General features: G+C 74.3%; 12 protein-coding genes and 1 pseudogene. 3 read left to right on the top strand and 10 right to left on the bottom strand.

Going from position 1 to position 14,269, the window contains the following annotated elements:
- Positions 1 to 13: 13 nt before the first annotated feature.
- Together AB0O36_RS34320 and AB0O36_RS34315 are read right to left on the bottom strand one after the other, a co-directional pair.
- The gene (locus AB0O36_RS34320; RefSeq protein ID WP_365117243.1) at positions 14 to 1,003 is read right to left on the bottom strand and encodes an alpha/beta hydrolase; all 990 of its coding nucleotides are present in this window, start codon (positions 1,001 to 1,003) and stop codon (positions 14 to 16) included.
- Between the two features lie 289 nt (positions 1,004 to 1,292).
- The gene (locus AB0O36_RS34315) at positions 1,293 to 1,985 is read right to left on the bottom strand and encodes a metal-dependent transcriptional regulator (RefSeq protein WP_365117241.1); all 693 of its coding nucleotides are present in this window, start codon (positions 1,983 to 1,985) and stop codon (positions 1,293 to 1,295) included.
- A gap of 234 nt (positions 1,986 to 2,219) precedes the next feature.
- On the opposite strand from AB0O36_RS34315, the gene AB0O36_RS34310 reads away from it, so the two are divergent.
- Entirely contained in the window at positions 2,220 to 2,975 is a 756-nt protein-coding gene (locus AB0O36_RS34310; RefSeq protein ID WP_365117240.1) for an SIS domain-containing protein, read from the top strand.
- A 114-nt stretch (positions 2,976 to 3,089) separates the two neighbouring features.
- Here the strand turns inward: AB0O36_RS34310 and AB0O36_RS34305 are convergent, their stop codons facing one another.
- Together AB0O36_RS34305 and pdxH are read right to left on the bottom strand one after the other, a co-directional pair.
- Entirely contained in the window at positions 3,090 to 4,400 is a 1,311-nt protein-coding gene (locus tag AB0O36_RS34305) for a PAS domain-containing protein (protein ID WP_365117237.1), read from the bottom strand.
- A 575-nt stretch (positions 4,401 to 4,975) separates the two neighbouring features.
- Positions 4,976 to 5,623: a pyridoxamine 5'-phosphate oxidase gene (gene pdxH, locus AB0O36_RS34300; RefSeq protein ID WP_365117305.1), complete on the bottom strand. Its 648-nt coding sequence runs from the start codon at positions 5,621 to 5,623 to the stop codon at positions 4,976 to 4,978.
- Between the two features lie 311 nt (positions 5,624 to 5,934).
- On the opposite strand from pdxH, the gene AB0O36_RS34295 reads away from it, so the two are divergent.
- A complete protein-coding gene (locus AB0O36_RS34295) occupies positions 5,935 to 7,041 on the top strand; it encodes a citrate synthase 2 (RefSeq protein WP_365117234.1) in 1,107 nt (368 codons plus the stop codon).
- Positions 7,038 to 7,298: a hypothetical protein gene (locus AB0O36_RS34290; protein ID WP_365117231.1), complete on the top strand. Its 261-nt coding sequence runs from the start codon at positions 7,038 to 7,040 to the stop codon at positions 7,296 to 7,298. The genes AB0O36_RS34295 and AB0O36_RS34290 overlap by 4 nt, the downstream gene beginning before the upstream one ends.
- Before the next feature lie 18 nt (positions 7,299 to 7,316).
- On the opposite strand, the gene AB0O36_RS34285 is transcribed toward AB0O36_RS34290, so the two are convergent.
- The 6 genes and pseudogenes from AB0O36_RS34285 to AB0O36_RS34260 all read right to left on the bottom strand — a co-directional run.
- On the bottom strand, positions 7,317 to 8,006 hold the full coding sequence (locus tag AB0O36_RS34285; RefSeq protein ID WP_365117229.1) for a TetR/AcrR family transcriptional regulator: 690 nt from the start codon (positions 8,004 to 8,006) through the stop codon (positions 7,317 to 7,319).
- Positions 7,994 to 8,767, bottom strand: coding sequence for an enoyl-CoA hydratase family protein (locus AB0O36_RS34280; protein ID WP_365117226.1), 774 nt, complete (start codon positions 8,765 to 8,767; stop codon positions 7,994 to 7,996). The genes AB0O36_RS34285 and AB0O36_RS34280 overlap by 13 nt, the downstream gene beginning before the upstream one ends.
- 79 nt (positions 8,768 to 8,846) lie before the next feature.
- Complete coding sequence (locus AB0O36_RS34275) at positions 8,847 to 10,025, bottom strand: acyl-CoA dehydrogenase (RefSeq protein WP_365117223.1); 1,179 nt, start codon at positions 10,023 to 10,025, stop codon at positions 8,847 to 8,849.
- On the bottom strand, positions 10,022 to 12,121 hold the full coding sequence (locus AB0O36_RS34270) for a biotin carboxylase N-terminal domain-containing protein (protein WP_365117220.1): 2,100 nt from the start codon (positions 12,119 to 12,121) through the stop codon (positions 10,022 to 10,024). Before AB0O36_RS34270 ends, AB0O36_RS34275 begins: the two co-directional genes overlap by 4 nt.
- Positions 12,122 to 12,128: 7 nt before the next feature.
- Positions 12,129 to 13,727 carry a carboxyl transferase domain-containing protein gene (locus AB0O36_RS34265; RefSeq protein WP_365117218.1) on the bottom strand — a complete coding sequence of 533 codons (1,599 nt, stop codon included), beginning with the start codon at positions 13,725 to 13,727 and terminating at the stop codon, positions 12,129 to 12,131.
- Positions 13,724 to 14,269: pseudogene (locus AB0O36_RS34260) on the bottom strand (exopolyphosphatase); the annotation flags it as partial. The gene AB0O36_RS34265 and the pseudogene AB0O36_RS34260, both read right to left, overlap by 4 nt.

Genomic DNA, 14,269 nt, shown 5'->3' with positions numbered 1-14,269 from the left:
CGCACCCCGCGGGTCAGGTGCCGGCCGGTACGCCGGCCAGGAACGGTTCGAGTACGGCGCGCCAGGCGGCCGGCTGGTCGAAGTGGAAGTAGTGGCCGGCGTCGGGGATCTCGGCGTACTGGCCCGCCGGGAGGACCCGGACCATCTCCTGGGCCTCGGCCCGGCCGAGTTCGCCGTCGAGGCCGCGGACGACCAGGGTGGGGCAGCGGACCTGGGCGAGTTCCTCCCAGTGCGCGTCGTAGACCCAGGTCTCGCGGGCCACGAGCATCTGGCTGCGGGAGAACTGCGGGCGCCAGCCGTCCTCGGTCTGTCGCATGACCTCGGCGAAGAAGGCTCCGCGGCCGGGGTCGGGGCGCTCCACGCGGGGGTCGCCCCCGCCGAACCACCGGCGGGCGGCGTCCTGGCTGGGGAAGGGCAGCGGCCAGCGGTGGAACCATTCCTCCCATTCGCGCTGGGAGGAGGCGCCGAGGGCGGAGGCGCGCATGTCGCAGATGACCAGGGCGCCGACCAGGTCGGGGCGGCGGGCGGCGAGCTGCCAGCCGGTGAGTGCGCCCATCGAGTGCCCGATGAGGGTGACGGGGGCGAGGCCGAGTTGTTCGATCACGGCTTCGGCGTCGGCGACGAAGGCCTCGCGGGTGTAGGGCCCGTGGGCGGGGGCCTCGCTGTCCCCGTGGCCGCGCTGGTCGAGGGCGATGACGCGGTGCCGTTCGGAGAGCCAGCGGGCGGTTCCGGTCCAGTGCAGGGCGTGGCCCATCAGGCCGTGGAGTAACAGGGCCGCCGGTCGCCCGGCACCCCGGCCCCTGTCGCGGCCGGCGCCCCCGGCGCTGCCACGGCCGGCGGCCCGGTCGCCGCCCCGGTCGCCGTCGGGCCGTGCGGGGCCCGGACCCGGGAGGGCCGCGCCGTGTTCCGTACGCGGCCCGCCGACGACCCCGGACGGTTCCGGGAACTCCCAGGCCGCCAGGCGTACGCCGTCGGCTCCCGTCACATCGAAGCGCTGTACCACCTCAGATGCACCCCCTTCGCGTGCCGCCGCCAGCGTATCGAACCCGTATTCGAAAATGGCCGTCCCGCCCGCAAGACCGCTCTTTCGAGTGACCTTGCTCAAGGATTGGCCGCCGCTGCCGAGGGGAGATCTTCTACGGGAGGCGGGCCGCTCGGGGAAGACGGTCCGAGGGGATGACCCTGGGAGCTCGGGGCTCCGGGTCAGCGAAGGGGAGGACCGGCCCCGGCGCCGTGAGGCGCCGGGGCCGCCCCCGTCCGGCTCAAGCTCGGGCTCGGGCCCAGGCCCGGGCTCAGCGCTTGGCGACGAACACGTGCGAGGCGATCTCCGTCTCCAGCTCGGCGGCCTCGCCGCCGCTGCCGACGAGCACACCGCCGGGCGACTCCGTCACGCTCACCACCGAGCCGGGCTGCACGCCGGCCCGCCGCAGCGTGTACATCAGCTGGGCGTCCGTCTGGATGGGCTCGCCGATCCGGCGCACCACCACGGTCTTGCCCTCGCTGCCCGGGTCCAGCTCCGCCAGGCTCACCATGCCCTCGTCGAGGAACGGGTCGGCCTCGGCCTTCTCCCCGAGCTCCTCAAGCCCCGGGATCGGGTTGCCGTACGGCGATTCCGTGGGGTGGCGCAGCAGCTCCAGCACGCGCCGCTCCACCGCCTCGCTCATCACGTGCTCCCAGCGGCAGGCCTCGGCGTGCACCTGCTCCCACTCCAGGCCGATCACGTCGACCAGCAGGCACTCGGCGAGCCGGTGCTTGCGCATCACGCGCGTCGCCAGGCGGCGGCCCTCGTCGGTCAGCTCCAGATGCCGGTCGCTGGCGACGGCCACCAGGCCGTCGCGCTCCATCCGCGCCACCGTCTGGCTGACCGTCGGGCCGCTCTGGTCGAGCCGCTCGGCGATCCGGGCGCGCATGGGCACAACACCTTCCTCTTCCAGCTCAAGAATGGTGCGGAGATACATCTCCGTGGTGTCGATCAGTCCGGACATTCGTGCCCCTCGGATAGCGTGCGCTGGCCCTGCCCCCAATTGTGCCGGAGAGCACCGACAACCGTCCCGTGCCGCCAAAGTGCAAGACGCCGGGCATTCACTCAAGTGTGCGCCCCGGCTCCGCCGCGTGCCCCGGGTTTCGGGATTGACGTCCGTATTGACACGCCCTTGGTCCAGACCGCACGGTGAGCGGCGGACACGCACGCCTCCCATCGACGGAAGGGCCCTGGGCGCATGAGCGAGAGCAAGCTGGCCGGTCAGTTCTTCGACGCCGCCATCGGGCTGCTCCAGCGCGTCCGGGACGAGGAGTCCCCGGGCATCGCCGCCGCGGGCACCGCGATCGCGGACGCCGTCGCGGCCGGAAACCGGCTGTTCGCCTTCGGCGCCGGGCATTCCTCGCTGCCCGCCCAGGACGTGGTCTACCGGGCCGGCGGGCTGGCGCTGATGAACTTCCTGGCCGTGCCGGGCACGGCCGGGGTGGACGTCATGCCCGCGACGCTGGGCAGCGCGCTGGAGCGGGTGGACGGCCTGGCGGGGGCGGTGCTGGACAGCAGCCCGGCCTCGGCGGGCGACGTACTGGTGATCATCTCGCTGTCCGGGCGCAACGCGCTGCCGGTGGAGATGGCCATGAACGCCCGCGCCCTCGGGCTCACCGTGATCGGGGTGACCTCGGTGGCCTACGCCACGGGGACGAAGTCGCGGCACGCCTCGGGCGGCTTCCTCAAGGACCACTGCGACATCGTCCTGGACAGCAAGATCGCGGTCGGGGACGCCGAGCTGACCCTGGACGGCATCGACGCGCCCTTCGCGCCCGCCTCCACGGTGGTCACGAGCGCGATCATGCAGGCGGTGATGGCGGCGGCGGCCGGCGAACTGGCCGCGCGCGGCCTGGAGCCGCCGCTGCTGCGCTCGGGCAACGTCGACGGCGGCCACGAGTGGAACGGCCGCGTCATGGCGGAGTACCGCGACCGGATCTTCTTCCGGCACTAGGCCGCGCCCGCACGCCTGCACGCCTGCACGCCTGCCACCTGCCACCTGCCACCTGCCACCTGCCACCTGCAGGCATGCACGCCCGCCCGCACGGCGGCGTCATGCGCCACGGCGCTACGGCGCCGTCGTGGTGGTCGCCGCGAGGTCGGACGCGACGCGGGAGGCGATCTCCTCGGCGTAGAGCGCGTCCGCGCGTTCGAACGCGGGACGGGACGGGCCGCGCAGGAAGGTGAGCACGCCCAGGCTGCGCCCGCGGCTCCGCAGCACCGTGCACAGGGCGTGCGCCACTCCCTCCGGCCACTGGCGGGCCGCCGCCCAGGCCGGCGCCGTCCCCTGGGTGCGCGGTGCGGTGGCCCGTACCGGGCCGATCCGGTCCAGCGCCCGCAGCGCCGGGTGGCCCTCCTCGTACCGGACCGGGATCGCCCCGGGTCCCGGCGACAGCGGCCGCGGCGTCCCGGACGGCGCCGCGGCCGCCCGTACCAGCCGCTCCCCCACCGCCAGGTCCACCAGCACGTGGTCGGCGAACCCGGCCAGCGCGAACTCCAGCCGGACCGCCACCGCCTCGGCCGGGTCCTCGCACTCCGCCGCGGCCCGCCCCGCCCGGTGCATCTGGTTGGACCGGAAGCGCAGCTGCGCCGCGTCCAGTTCTACCTGCCGGGACTCGGTCACGTCCTGGAACAGCCAGCCCACCCCGAGCGGCACCGGCTCCTCCGCGAGCGGCGAGGCCAGCCGCAGGAACCCGCAGCGCCAGCAGCGCCGCCGGTCCCCCTCCGGTGCGCGCACCGACACCCACAGCTCGACCGGTGCGGGTGGCGCGCCCTCCGCCAGTACGTGCTGCAGCGCGCCCTCCAGCTCCTCCACGCCCTGGCTGAGCAGTTCGCCCAGCGGCCTGCCCAGCAGCGCGGTCCGGCCGGTGCCGAAGGCCCGTGCGGCGTGCACGTTCACCACGGCGGGGCGCAGGTCCACGTCGACCAGCACCACGCCCCAGGAGGCGTCGTCCATCAGCGCCTCGCTGAGCGCGATGGAGCGTTCCAGGTCGATCTGCGCGTGCACCTCGCTGAAGGCGCAGTACACCCCGGCCGGCTTGCCGTCGGCGCCCGGCACCCCGGCCGACTGGGTCCGCACGAGGACGCGCCCGCCGTCCTTGGTCAGCAGGGCGAACTCGTGGACCTGCCGGCCCGGCGCGTCCTGCGCGGACATCAGTCTGGTCTCGACGTCGGGGGCGTCGGCCTCCCGGACCGCCCAGCCCGCGAAGCCGCGGCGGCCGACGGCCTCGGCCGGGGTCCAGCCCAGGATCCGCTCGGCCTCGCGGTTCCAGTGGGTGATCACCCCGTCGGCGTCGAAGGCGCACAGCGCCGCGTCCATGCCGTCCAGCAAGGCGGCCAGAAGATCGTCGGTGGTCTCACCACGTCCGGAAGCACTCACCTGGCACCCCCTGCAGGTGTTCGCGTGTGCGGCACGTCGGATCATTCAACTGGAACGTGACGCAGCCCACACCGCATTCCCCGGATTCCGTCGGAAGGAAATCCCGGAGAACGTCCGGAACGCCCGGATCCGCCGGTTCGGACGCGCCCCGCCGTCGCACCCGTCCGGCACCCCCGCGCACCAAGTGATCGGAAACGATCCGTGGTGATCCGGAAACGCTTCGGAGTGGCCCCATTAATTCCGTTGAACCGCCCACGGGGGCGTGCCTACAGTGGCCGCACACTGAAAGGAGGTGATCCCGGAAATGTATGAAATCCGGACGCGTGAGGTGACTGCGGGCTAGCGCCCGTCGTCGCACGCACCCAGTGCGGTGCCGGCTTCGATCGCCGGCCCAAACCCAAGCAGTCACCCGACCCGCGGGCTCGCCGGTACGTCCGACCGGCTCCTCTTACTGCAGAAGAGGATCACAGCCCGCGGGTCGTCTGCGTTTCCCGGGCGCCTTCCGCGTACTTCCCGCGCGGTTCCGGGCACTCCCGCGCCTTCCGTGCACTTCCCGGAGCCGTACGGCGGCCCGGTCAGGGGCAGAGCCGCTCGACCCGCCAGCTCCCGCCCCCGCCCCCGCCTCCGCCTTCGCCCTCGCGGACGTAGCGCAGCCGGTCGTGGAGCCGGTTCTCGTGCCCCTGCCAGAACTCCAGCGTCTCCGGGACGACCCGGTAGCCGCCCCACTCCGTCGGCACCGGCACCTGCTCGCCCTCCGGGTAGCGCGCGGCCAGCTCCGCGTACCGGCGGTCCAGCTCGGCGCGGGAGTCCACCACCCGGGACTGCTCGCTCGCCCAGGCACCCAGCTGGGAGCCGTGCGGACGGGACCGGAAGTACGCGGCCGTCTCGTCCCGGCCGACCCGGGCAGCGGTGCCGGTCACCACGACCTGGCGGGCGATCGGATGCCAGGGGAAGAGCAGCGCGGTGTGCGGGTTCGCGTCGATCTCCAGCGCCTTGCGGGAGCCGTAATTGGTGAAGAAGACGAAGCCCCGCTCGTCGAACCGCTTCAACAGCACCGTCCGCGAGCTGGGACGGCCGTCGGGGGTCGCGGTCGAGACGACCATCGCGTTCGGTTCAAAGACGTGCGCGTCGGCGGCGTCCTGGAACCAGCGGGCGAACTGGTCCATCGGGTCGGCCGCGAGGCTTTCCTCGGTGACGATCTGGGAACGGTACTGCTTGCGCATGGAGGCGGGATCAAGGTCCTGGTCGGTCACCCGGCCATCTTGCCCCAGGGAGTGTCCGGGGGCCGGGGCCCACCCCTGGTCCGCCCGGGATCGGCCGGGGGATCGGCCGCCCACCACGTGGTGGCCTGGAGGGTGTGCCGTATGTCACGCTTCCACAGGCCATCGTGAGCCGCCAAAATCTTGGGGCCGGTCCGCTGGTACCCGAGTGGGTGACCGACGGCCGTTCCGGGCATCAACGGGGATGACCGCGCCGGACCGCGAACCACGCCGGGAGCCGCGCGTGTTCGCACTACTCTGACAGGAGCCGCCTGATGTCCGACTTCGTACCCGGACTCGAAGGGGTCGTCGCGTTCGAGACCGAGATCGCCGAACCCGACAAGGAAGGCGGGTCGCTCCGCTACCGAGGCGTCGACATCGAAGACCTGGTCGGGCACGTGTCCTTCGGGAACGTGTGGGGCCTGCTGGTCGACGGTGCGTTCAACCCCGGCCTGCCCGCAGCCGAACCGTTCCCGATCCCGGTGCACTCCGGTGACATCCGCGTGGACGTGCAGTCGGCACTGGCCATGCTCGCCCCGGTGTGGGGCCTCAAACCGCTGCTCGACATCGACGAGCAGACCGCCCGCGACAACCTGGCGCGCGCCGCGGTCATGGCGCTGTCCTACGTCGCCCAGTCCGCGCGCGGGCAGGGCCGGCCCATGGTGCCGCAGCGCGAGATCGACAAGGCCGAGTCCGTCGTCGAGCGGTTCATGATCCGCTGGCGGGGCGAGCCGGACCCGCGCCACGTGAAGGCGGTGGACGCGTACTGGACGTCGGCGGCCGAGCACGGCATGAACGCCTCGACGTTCACGGCCCGTGTGATCGCCTCCACCGGCGCCGACGTCGCGGCCGCGCTCTCGGGCGCCGTCGGCGCCATGTCCGGCCCGCTGCACGGCGGTGCGCCGTCCCGGGTCCTCGGCATGATCGAGGAGATCGAGCGCACCGGTGACGCGGTGGCGTACGTGAAGAAGACGCTGGACAAGGGCGAGCGCCTGATGGGCTTCGGGCACCGGGTGTACCGGGCCGAGGACCCGCGCGCCCGCGTCCTGCGCCGCACCGCCAAGGAACTGGACGCCCCGCGCTACGAGGTGGCCGCGGCGCTGGAGAAGGCCGCGCTGGAGGAGCTGCACGCGCGGCGCCCGGACCGGGTGCTGGCGACGAACGTGGAGTTCTGGGCCGCCATCATGCTGGACTTCGCCGAGGTCCCGGCGCACATGTTCACCTCCATGTTCACCTGCGCCCGTACGGCCGGCTGGTCGGCGCACATCCTGGAGCAGAAGCGGACGGGCCGCCTGGTCCGCCCGTCCGCCCGCTACATCGGCCCGGGCCGCCGCGACCCGCGCGACATCGAGGGCTACGCGGACATCGTGGGCGGCGCGTGAGCCGTGCCCTGCGGGCGGCGGCCTGGTGGTTCAAGGACCTGGCCGCCGCCGTGGTCGTGAGGGCCCTGTTCTGGGACCTCCTCGCCCTGCTGCTCGCCGGGGTCGTGCTCCACGCCCTGTGGCGCCGGTCCCGGCCGCGGGCCGCCGTGACCCTGGCCAAGGGCATGCCGGGCCGCCCCCCTTGGACGCGCAAGGACCTGCTCGGCCTGGCGGCCGTGACGGGCGCGGGCCTGGTGATGACCCACCTGGTGCGCTGAGGGGGTCCGGTCCGCGGCTCAGCCCGCGGCCGGGCCCAGGGCGGCGTCGATGATCCGTGCCCACTGGGCGACCACGCGGGTCCGGCGGGCGGTGTCGTCCGTCAGTACGTTGGCCAGGCCCAGGCCGCGGGCCATGTCCAGCAGGCCCTGCACGGTCTCCCGCACCCCCGGGACGGACTCGTCGGCGCCCAGCAGCTCCACCGCGATGCGGTGGGTCTCGCGGCCGACGCGGGCTTCGAGCTCGGTGACGCGGGGCCGCAGCTGCTCCTCGTTGGAGGCGGCGACCCACAGCTGGAGGGCGGCGCGGAACAGCGTGCCCGTGTAGAGGTCGACCAGCGCCCCGACGACGGCGGCACGGGCGGCCGGGCCCGCCACGGCCGGGCCCTCGGCGGTCGTGCCCCCGGCGGTCGTGCCCTCCGCGGCAGTGCCGTCCACTGCCGCGCCCTCCACTGCCCTGCCCGTCGCGAACGGGCCCCGCAGTGCGGCGGAGCGCTCCTCGGCGACGTACTCGACGGCGGCGGTGAACAGGTCCTCGCGGGTCGGGAAGTGGTGCTGGGCCGCGCCGCGGGACACCCCGGCGCGTTCGGCGACGACGGCGACGGTCGAACCGGCCCAGCCGTGCTCGGCCAGGCAGGACACCGCTGCTTCCAGCAGGCGCTGCCGGGTGGCCCGGCTGCGGTCCTGCTTGGGGGCGGTCACAGCGCCCATGACGGGCTCCGGCGCTCGAAGCGGGCGGTGATGCCCTCGCGGGCCTCGGCAGAGCCGAAGTGGCGGGCGGACAGGGCCGTGAGGCGTTCGCCGTCCCCGGCGAGTGCGGCCCGTACCGGGGCGGCGAGCAGCGCCTTGGTCGCGGCCAGGGCCTGTGGGCCGGCCTTGCGGAGCCCGTCCAGGACGGGGGCGAGGGCCTCGTCCACGTCCTCGGCGTGCAGGGTGAGCAGCCCGATCCGGGCGGCCTCGGCGGGGCCGAAGGGCTCGGCGGTCAGGAAGTAGCGGGCCGCGGCGCGCGGGTCGAGCCGGGGCAGCAGCGGCGCGGAGATCACGGCGGGGACGACCCCGAGGTGGGTCTCGGTGAAGGCGTACGTGGAGCCGGGTCCGGCGGCGGCGATGTCGCAGACCCCGAGCAGGCCGAGCCCGCCCGCCCGGACATGGCCGGTGACGCGGGCGACGACCGGCTTCGACAGGCCCGCGATCCGGTCGAGGAGGGACAGGAAGTCGGCCGGGTCGCACGGGGACTTGAGGTCGGCGCCGGAGCAGAAGGTGCCGCCGGAATGGGTGAGGACGACCGCCCGGACCGCCGGGTCCGCGCCCGCCGCGGCCAGCGCCGTGCCCAGCTCGCCGACGAGTTCCGCGGAGAGCGCGTTGCGGTTGGCCGGCGAGTCCAGCGTGAGCGTGGTGACGCCGCGTTCGTGCGCGGAGACGACGGGGCCGACAGGGCCGACTGGGCCGACTGGGCCGACGGGGCCGGTCATGCGGGTTCCTCCTCGGTCGGGGCGGGGCGGTGCCGCCCGGTGCCGGCGCGGGACGCGCCGGCCCGGTCGGGAGCGCCGGTCAGTAGGACTTGGGCAGCCCGAGGGTCTGGTGCGAGACGAAGTTGAGGATCATCTCGCGGCTGACCGGGGCGATCCGGGCCACCCGGGAGGCGGGGATCAGCGCGGCCAGACCGTACTCACGGGTGAGGCCGTTCCCGCCGAGGGTGTGGACCGCCTGGTCCACGGCCCGTACGCAGGCCTCTCCGGCAGCGTACTTGGCCATGTTCGCGGCCTCTCCGGCGGCCATGTCGTCGCCGCCGTCGTAGAGGTGGGCCGCCTTCTGCATCATCAGCCGGGCGAGTTCCAGCTCGATGTGCGCCTGTGCGAGCGGGTGCGCGATCGCCTGGTGGGCGCCGATCGGCTCCTTCCAGACCTGGCGGGTCTTCGCGTAGTCCACGGCCTTGGCGAGTGCGTGGCGGCCCATGCCGATCGCGAACGCGGCGGTCATGATGCGTTCGGGGTTGAGCCCGGCGAACAGCTGGAGCAGTCCGGCGTCCTCGTCGCCGACGAGCGCCTCCGCGGGCAGCCGTACGTCGTCCAGGACCAGCTCGAACTGCTTCTCGGCCGCCTGGAGTTCCATGTCGATCACCGACCGGGTGAAGCCGGGGGTGTCGCGCGGGACGATGAACAGGCAGGGCTTGAGCCGACCGGTGCGCGCGTCCTCGGTCCGGCCGACGATCAGCGTGGCGTCGGCGATGTCCACACCGGAGATGAACACCTTGCGGCCGGTGAGGATCCAGTCCTCGCCGTCGCGGCGCGCGGTGGTGGTGATGCGGTGCGAGTTGGAGCCGGCGTCGGGCTCGGTGATACCGAAGGCCATGGTGCGGCTGCCGTCGGCGAGACCGGGGAGCCAGGTGCGCTTCTGCCGCTCGGTGCCGAAGCGGGAGATGACGGTCCCGCAGATCGCCGGGGACACCACCATCATCAGCAGCGGGCTGCCGGCCGCGCCCAGTTCCTCCAGGACGATGGACAGCTCGGCGATGCCGCCGCCCCCGCCGCCGTACTCCTCGGGCAGGCTGACCCCGAGGTAGCCGAGCTTGGCGGCGTCCGCCCACAGCTCGTCGGGGCGGCCGCCCTCACGGGCGACCCGGGCGAGGTATTCGCGCCCGTAACGCTGCCCGAGGGCGGCGACGGCGGCGCGCAGGGCCTTGTGCTCTTCGGTCTCCGTGCCGGGACCGGCGGGGCTGGTGGGGCTCATGACTGCGGTTCCTCCTGGACGACGGCGAGCAGGGCGCCGACCTCGACCTGCCGGCCGGGGGCGGCGTGGAGCGCGGTGAGCGTGCCGGAGGCGGGCGAGAGGATGCGGTGCTCCATCTTCATGGCCTCCAGCCAGAGCAGGGGCTGTCCGGCGGTGACGGCGGAGCCGGGGGCCAGGCCCTCGGCGACGCGGACGACGGTGCCGGGCATGGGGGCGAGCAGGGAGCCGGGATCGGTGTGGTCCCCGGGCTCCTCGAACCGGGGCAGCGGGGTGAGGGTGTGGGCGCCGAGCGTCAGGACACCCCCTCGGGAGGTGGGGGGAGAATCGACGTACAGCTCACCGTTGTCAGCGTTGCGCTTCACGTGGAACACCCGCTGGACGCCGTCGACTTCGAGGGTGACGGCGTCCGGGCCGACGGTCACGGCCCGGACACCGGGGAGGTCCACCAGGGTGGGCGGGCCGGTGCGGGTGTGCTCGTAACGGACCTCGTACGCCCTCCCGTCCGCGGCCCGGTAGCGGCGCAGCCGGGGCTGCGAGCGGAGGTTGCGCCACCCGCCGAGCCGGGCCGCCAGGGCGGCCCCGGGGGCGGGAGCGGCCTCGGCGAGTGCGGCGGCGACGGCGGAGAGGGCTGCGGCTCCTCCGGCGGGGGCGGTGGGTTCGGCGGCGTCGGCGAGCTCGGCGGCGTCGGCGGGTTCGGTGATTTCGGCGGGCGCGGTGAGTTCGGCGAGGTGGCGGTCGTAGAAGCCCGTGTCGAGGCGGGCGGCGGTGAACTCCGGGTGGCGAAGACTGCGGACGAGGAGCTCGCGGTTGGTGGTGAGGCCGTGGATCCGGGCCCGGGAGAGCGCGTGCACGAGGACGCGGAGGGCTTCGGCGCGGGTCGGGGCGTGTGCGATGACCTTGGCGAGCATGGCGTCGTAGTGGACGCCGACCGGGTCGCCGTCGGCGTATCCGGTGTCGACGCGGACGGTCCCGGGCACGGCGAGGGTGTGCAGGGTGCCGGCCTGGGGCCGCCAGTCCCGGGCGGGGTCCTCGGCGTACAGCCGGGCCTCGACGGCGTGCCCGGACGGGGCGGGCGGTTGCGGGGGCAGGGCGTGCCCCTCGGCCACCCGCAGCTGGAGCTCGACCAGGTCGATGCCGAACACGGCCTCGGTGACGGGGTGTTCCACCTGGAGCCGGGTGTTCATCTCCAGGAAGTACGGGCGGCCGTCCTCGGTGACCAGGAACTCGACGGTGCCGGCGCCCCGGTAGGAGACGGCGCGGGCGGCCGCGACGGCAGCTTCGTGCAGGGTGTCGCGGAGGGCGTCGGGCAGGGCCGGGGCCGGGGCCTCCTCGATGACCTTCTGGTGGCGGCGCTGCAGGGAGCAGTCCCGGGTGCCGAGCGCCCAGACGGTGCCGTGCGCGTCGGCGAGGACCTGCACCTCGACGTGTCGGCCGCGTTCCACGTACGGCTCGGCGAACACCTCCCCGTCGCCGAAGGCGGACCGGGCCTCGGCCGCGGCCGCGTCCAGCTCCGCGGGCAGCCGGTCCAGGTCCCGTACGAGGCGCATGCCGCGGCCGCCTCCGCCCGCGGCGGCCTTGAGGAGCAGCGGGAGGTCCTCCGGGCCCGCCTTCTCCGGGTCGACGGGTTCGAGGAGCGGCACCCCGGCGGCGCGCATCAGTTCCTTGGCGCGGGTTTTGGAGGCCATGGCCTCGATGGCCTCGGGCGGCGGGCCGACCCAGACCAGCCCGGCTTCGGTGACGGCCCGGGCGAACGCGGCGTTCTCGGAGAGGAAGCCGTACCCGGGGTGGATGGCGTCGGCACCGGCGGCGCGGGCGGCCGCGATGACCGGACCGGCGCGGAGGTAGGTGTCGGCGGGGGCCGCGCCGGGGAGCCGGACGGCCGCGTCGGCCTCCCGTACGTGCAGGGCACCGGCGTCGGGGTCGGAGTGGACGGCGACGGTGTCCAGGCCGAGGGCGCGGGCGGTGCGGAACACGCGCACGGCGATCTCACCGCGGTTGGCGACGAGGAGTGAGGTGATGGGGGTGATGGGGGTGACGGTGGCGGCAGGGGCGGTGGCCGGGGTCGGGGCCGGGGCGGGGGTCTCTGCAAGGGTCATCGCGGGCTCACATCCGGAAGACGCCGAAGCCGCCGCGGGCGCCCTCGACGGGGGCGTTGTGGACGGCCGACAGGCACAGGCCGAGGACGGTGCGGGTGTCGCGCGGGTCGATGATCCCGTCGTCGTACAGCCGCCCGGACAGGAACGCGGGCAGGGACTCCGCTTCGATCTGCGCCTCGACGAAGGCGCGCATCCCGGCGTCCTGCTCCTCGTCGTACGGCAGCCCCTTCGAGGCGGCGGACTGCCGGGCCACGATGGACAGCACCCCCGCGAGCTGCTGGGGGCCCATCACGGCGGACTTGGCGCCGGGCCAGGCGAACAGGAACCGGGGGTCGTAGGCGCGGCCGCACATGCCGTAGTGCCCGGCGCCGTAGGAGGCCCCGACGAGCAGGGACAGGTGCGGGACCCGGGAGTTGGACACCGCGTTGATCATCATCGAGCCGTGCTTGATGATGCCGCCCTGCTCGTACTCCTTGCCGACCATGTAGCCGGTGGTGTTGTGGAGGAAGAGGAGGGGGATGTCGCGCTGGTTGGCGAGCTGGATGAACTGGGCGGCCTTCTGCGACTCGGCGCTGAACAGCACGCCCTGGGCGTTGGCGAGGATCCCGATCGGGTAGCCGTGCAGGGCGGCCCAGCCGGTGACCAGGCTGGGGCCGTAGAGGGGCTTGAACTCGTCGAAGTCGGAGCCGTCCACGATGCGCGCGATGACCTCGCGCGGGTCGAAGGGGGTCTTCAGGTCGGCGGGGACGATGCCGAGGAGTTCCTCGGCGTCGTACAGCGGCTCGGGCGCGGGGGCCGGATCGGGGTGCGCCTTGCGGTGGTTGAGACGGGCGATGATCCGGCGGGCCTGCCGGATCGCGTCGTGCTCGTCGAGGGCGTGGTGGTCGGCGAGGCCGGAGGTCCGGGCGTGCATGTCGGCGCCGCCGAGGGACTCGTCGTCGCTCTCCTCGCCGGTGGCCATCTTCACCAGCGGTGGGCCGCCGAGGAACACCTTCGACCGGTCCTTGATCATCACGGTGTGGTCGGACATGCCGGGGATGTACGCGCCGCCGGCGGTGGAGTTGCCGAACACGACGGCGACGGTCGGGATCCCGGCGGCGGACAGCCGGGTCAGGTCGCGGAAGACCGCGCCGCCCGGGATGAAGATCTCCTTCTGCGAGGGCAGGTCCGCACCGCCGGACTCGACCAGGCTGATCACCGGCAGCCGGTTGGCGAGGGCGATCTCCTTGGCGCGCAGGCTCTTGCGGAGGGTCCAGGGGTTGCTCGCGCCGCCGCGGACGGTCGGGTCGTTGGCGACGACCAGGCACTCCACGCCCTCGACGGTGCCGATGCCGGTGACGACGGAGGCCCCGACGGGGTAGTCGCTGCCGTAGGCCGCCAGCGGGGACAGCTCCAGGAAGGGGGTGTCCGGGTCGAGCAGCAGCTCCACGCGCTCGCGGGCGAGCAGTTTGCCGCGGGCGCGGTGGCGGTCGCTGTACTTCTCGCCGCCGCCGGCAAGTGCCTTGGCGTACTCGGCGTCGAGCTCGGCGAGCCGGCCGAGGGCGGCCTCGCGGTGGGCGAGGTGGTCGGGGTCGTGGGGGTCGACGCGGGTGCGGAGCAAGGTCATGCGCTGACCTCCGGGGTCGGGGGGAGCGGGTGGCCGGGGCCGGCGGGCGGGGGGCCGGCGGGCGGGCGGTCGGGGCCGGCGGGCGGGGGGCCAGGGAGCAGATGGCCAGGGTCGGCGGGCAGGGGGCCGGCGAGCAGATGGCCGGGGATGTCGAGGTGCCGGGCCCGGAGCCATTCGCCGAGGGCCTTGGCCTGGGGGTCGAAGCGGTGGCCCGCGGCCACGCCGGCGCCGAGGACGCCGGCGACGGTGAAGTTGAGGGCGCGGAGGTGGGGCAGGGCGTGGCGGGTGACGACGAGCCCGCGGGTCTCGGGGAGCAGCTCCTGGAGGCGGTGGGCGGTGAGCGTGGCCGCGAGCCACGCGTACGCCTCGTCGCTCTCCACCCACACGCCGACGTTGGCGTCCCCGCCCTTGTCGCCGCTGCGGGCCCCGGCGATCGCCCCCAGGGGGGCGCGGACGTGGCCCGGCGCGGGCGCCGCTTGGCTGCGCCCTGCGGGGCTTTCCCCCTCCCCGCCCCTTCCCGAAACCGGGGGCTCCGCCCCCGG

It is taken from the genome of Streptomyces sp. NPDC089799 (assembly GCF_040684755.1).
Lineage (GTDB): Bacteria > Actinomycetota > Actinomycetes > Streptomycetales > Streptomycetaceae > Streptomyces.
Note: the sequence above shows the minus strand (reverse complement) of the source record. Positions and strands in the feature narration are given on the sequence as shown.

Bases quoted from the DNA above. Each gene is read 5' to 3' on its own strand.
- AB0O36_RS34315 (WP_365117241.1), bottom strand. From the start codon at position 1,985: ATGTCCGGACTGATCGACACCACGGAGATGTATCTCCGCACCATTCTT.
- AB0O36_RS34310 (WP_365117240.1), top strand. From the start codon at position 2,220: ATGAGCGAGAGCAAGCTGGCCGGTCAGTTCTTCGACGCCGCCATCGGG.
- pdxH (WP_365117305.1), bottom strand. From the start codon at position 5,623: ATGCGCAAGCAGTACCGTTCCCAGATCGTCACCGAGGAAAGCCTCGCG.
- AB0O36_RS34295 (WP_365117234.1), top strand. From the start codon at position 5,935: ATGTCCGACTTCGTACCCGGACTCGAAGGGGTCGTCGCGTTCGAGACC.
- AB0O36_RS34285 (WP_365117229.1), bottom strand. From the start codon at position 8,006: ATGGGCGCTGTGACCGCCCCCAAGCAGGACCGCAGCCGGGCCACCCGG.
- AB0O36_RS34280 (WP_365117226.1), bottom strand. From the start codon at position 8,767: ATGACCGGCCCCGTCGGCCCAGTCGGCCCAGTCGGCCCTGTCGGCCCC.
- AB0O36_RS34275 (WP_365117223.1), bottom strand. From the start codon at position 10,025: ATGAGCCCCACCAGCCCCGCCGGTCCCGGCACGGAGACCGAAGAGCAC.
- AB0O36_RS34270 (WP_365117220.1), bottom strand. From the start codon at position 12,121: ATGACCCTTGCAGAGACCCCCGCCCCGGCCCCGACCCCGGCCACCGCC.
- AB0O36_RS34265 (WP_365117218.1), bottom strand. From the start codon at position 13,727: ATGACCTTGCTCCGCACCCGCGTCGACCCCCACGACCCCGACCACCTC.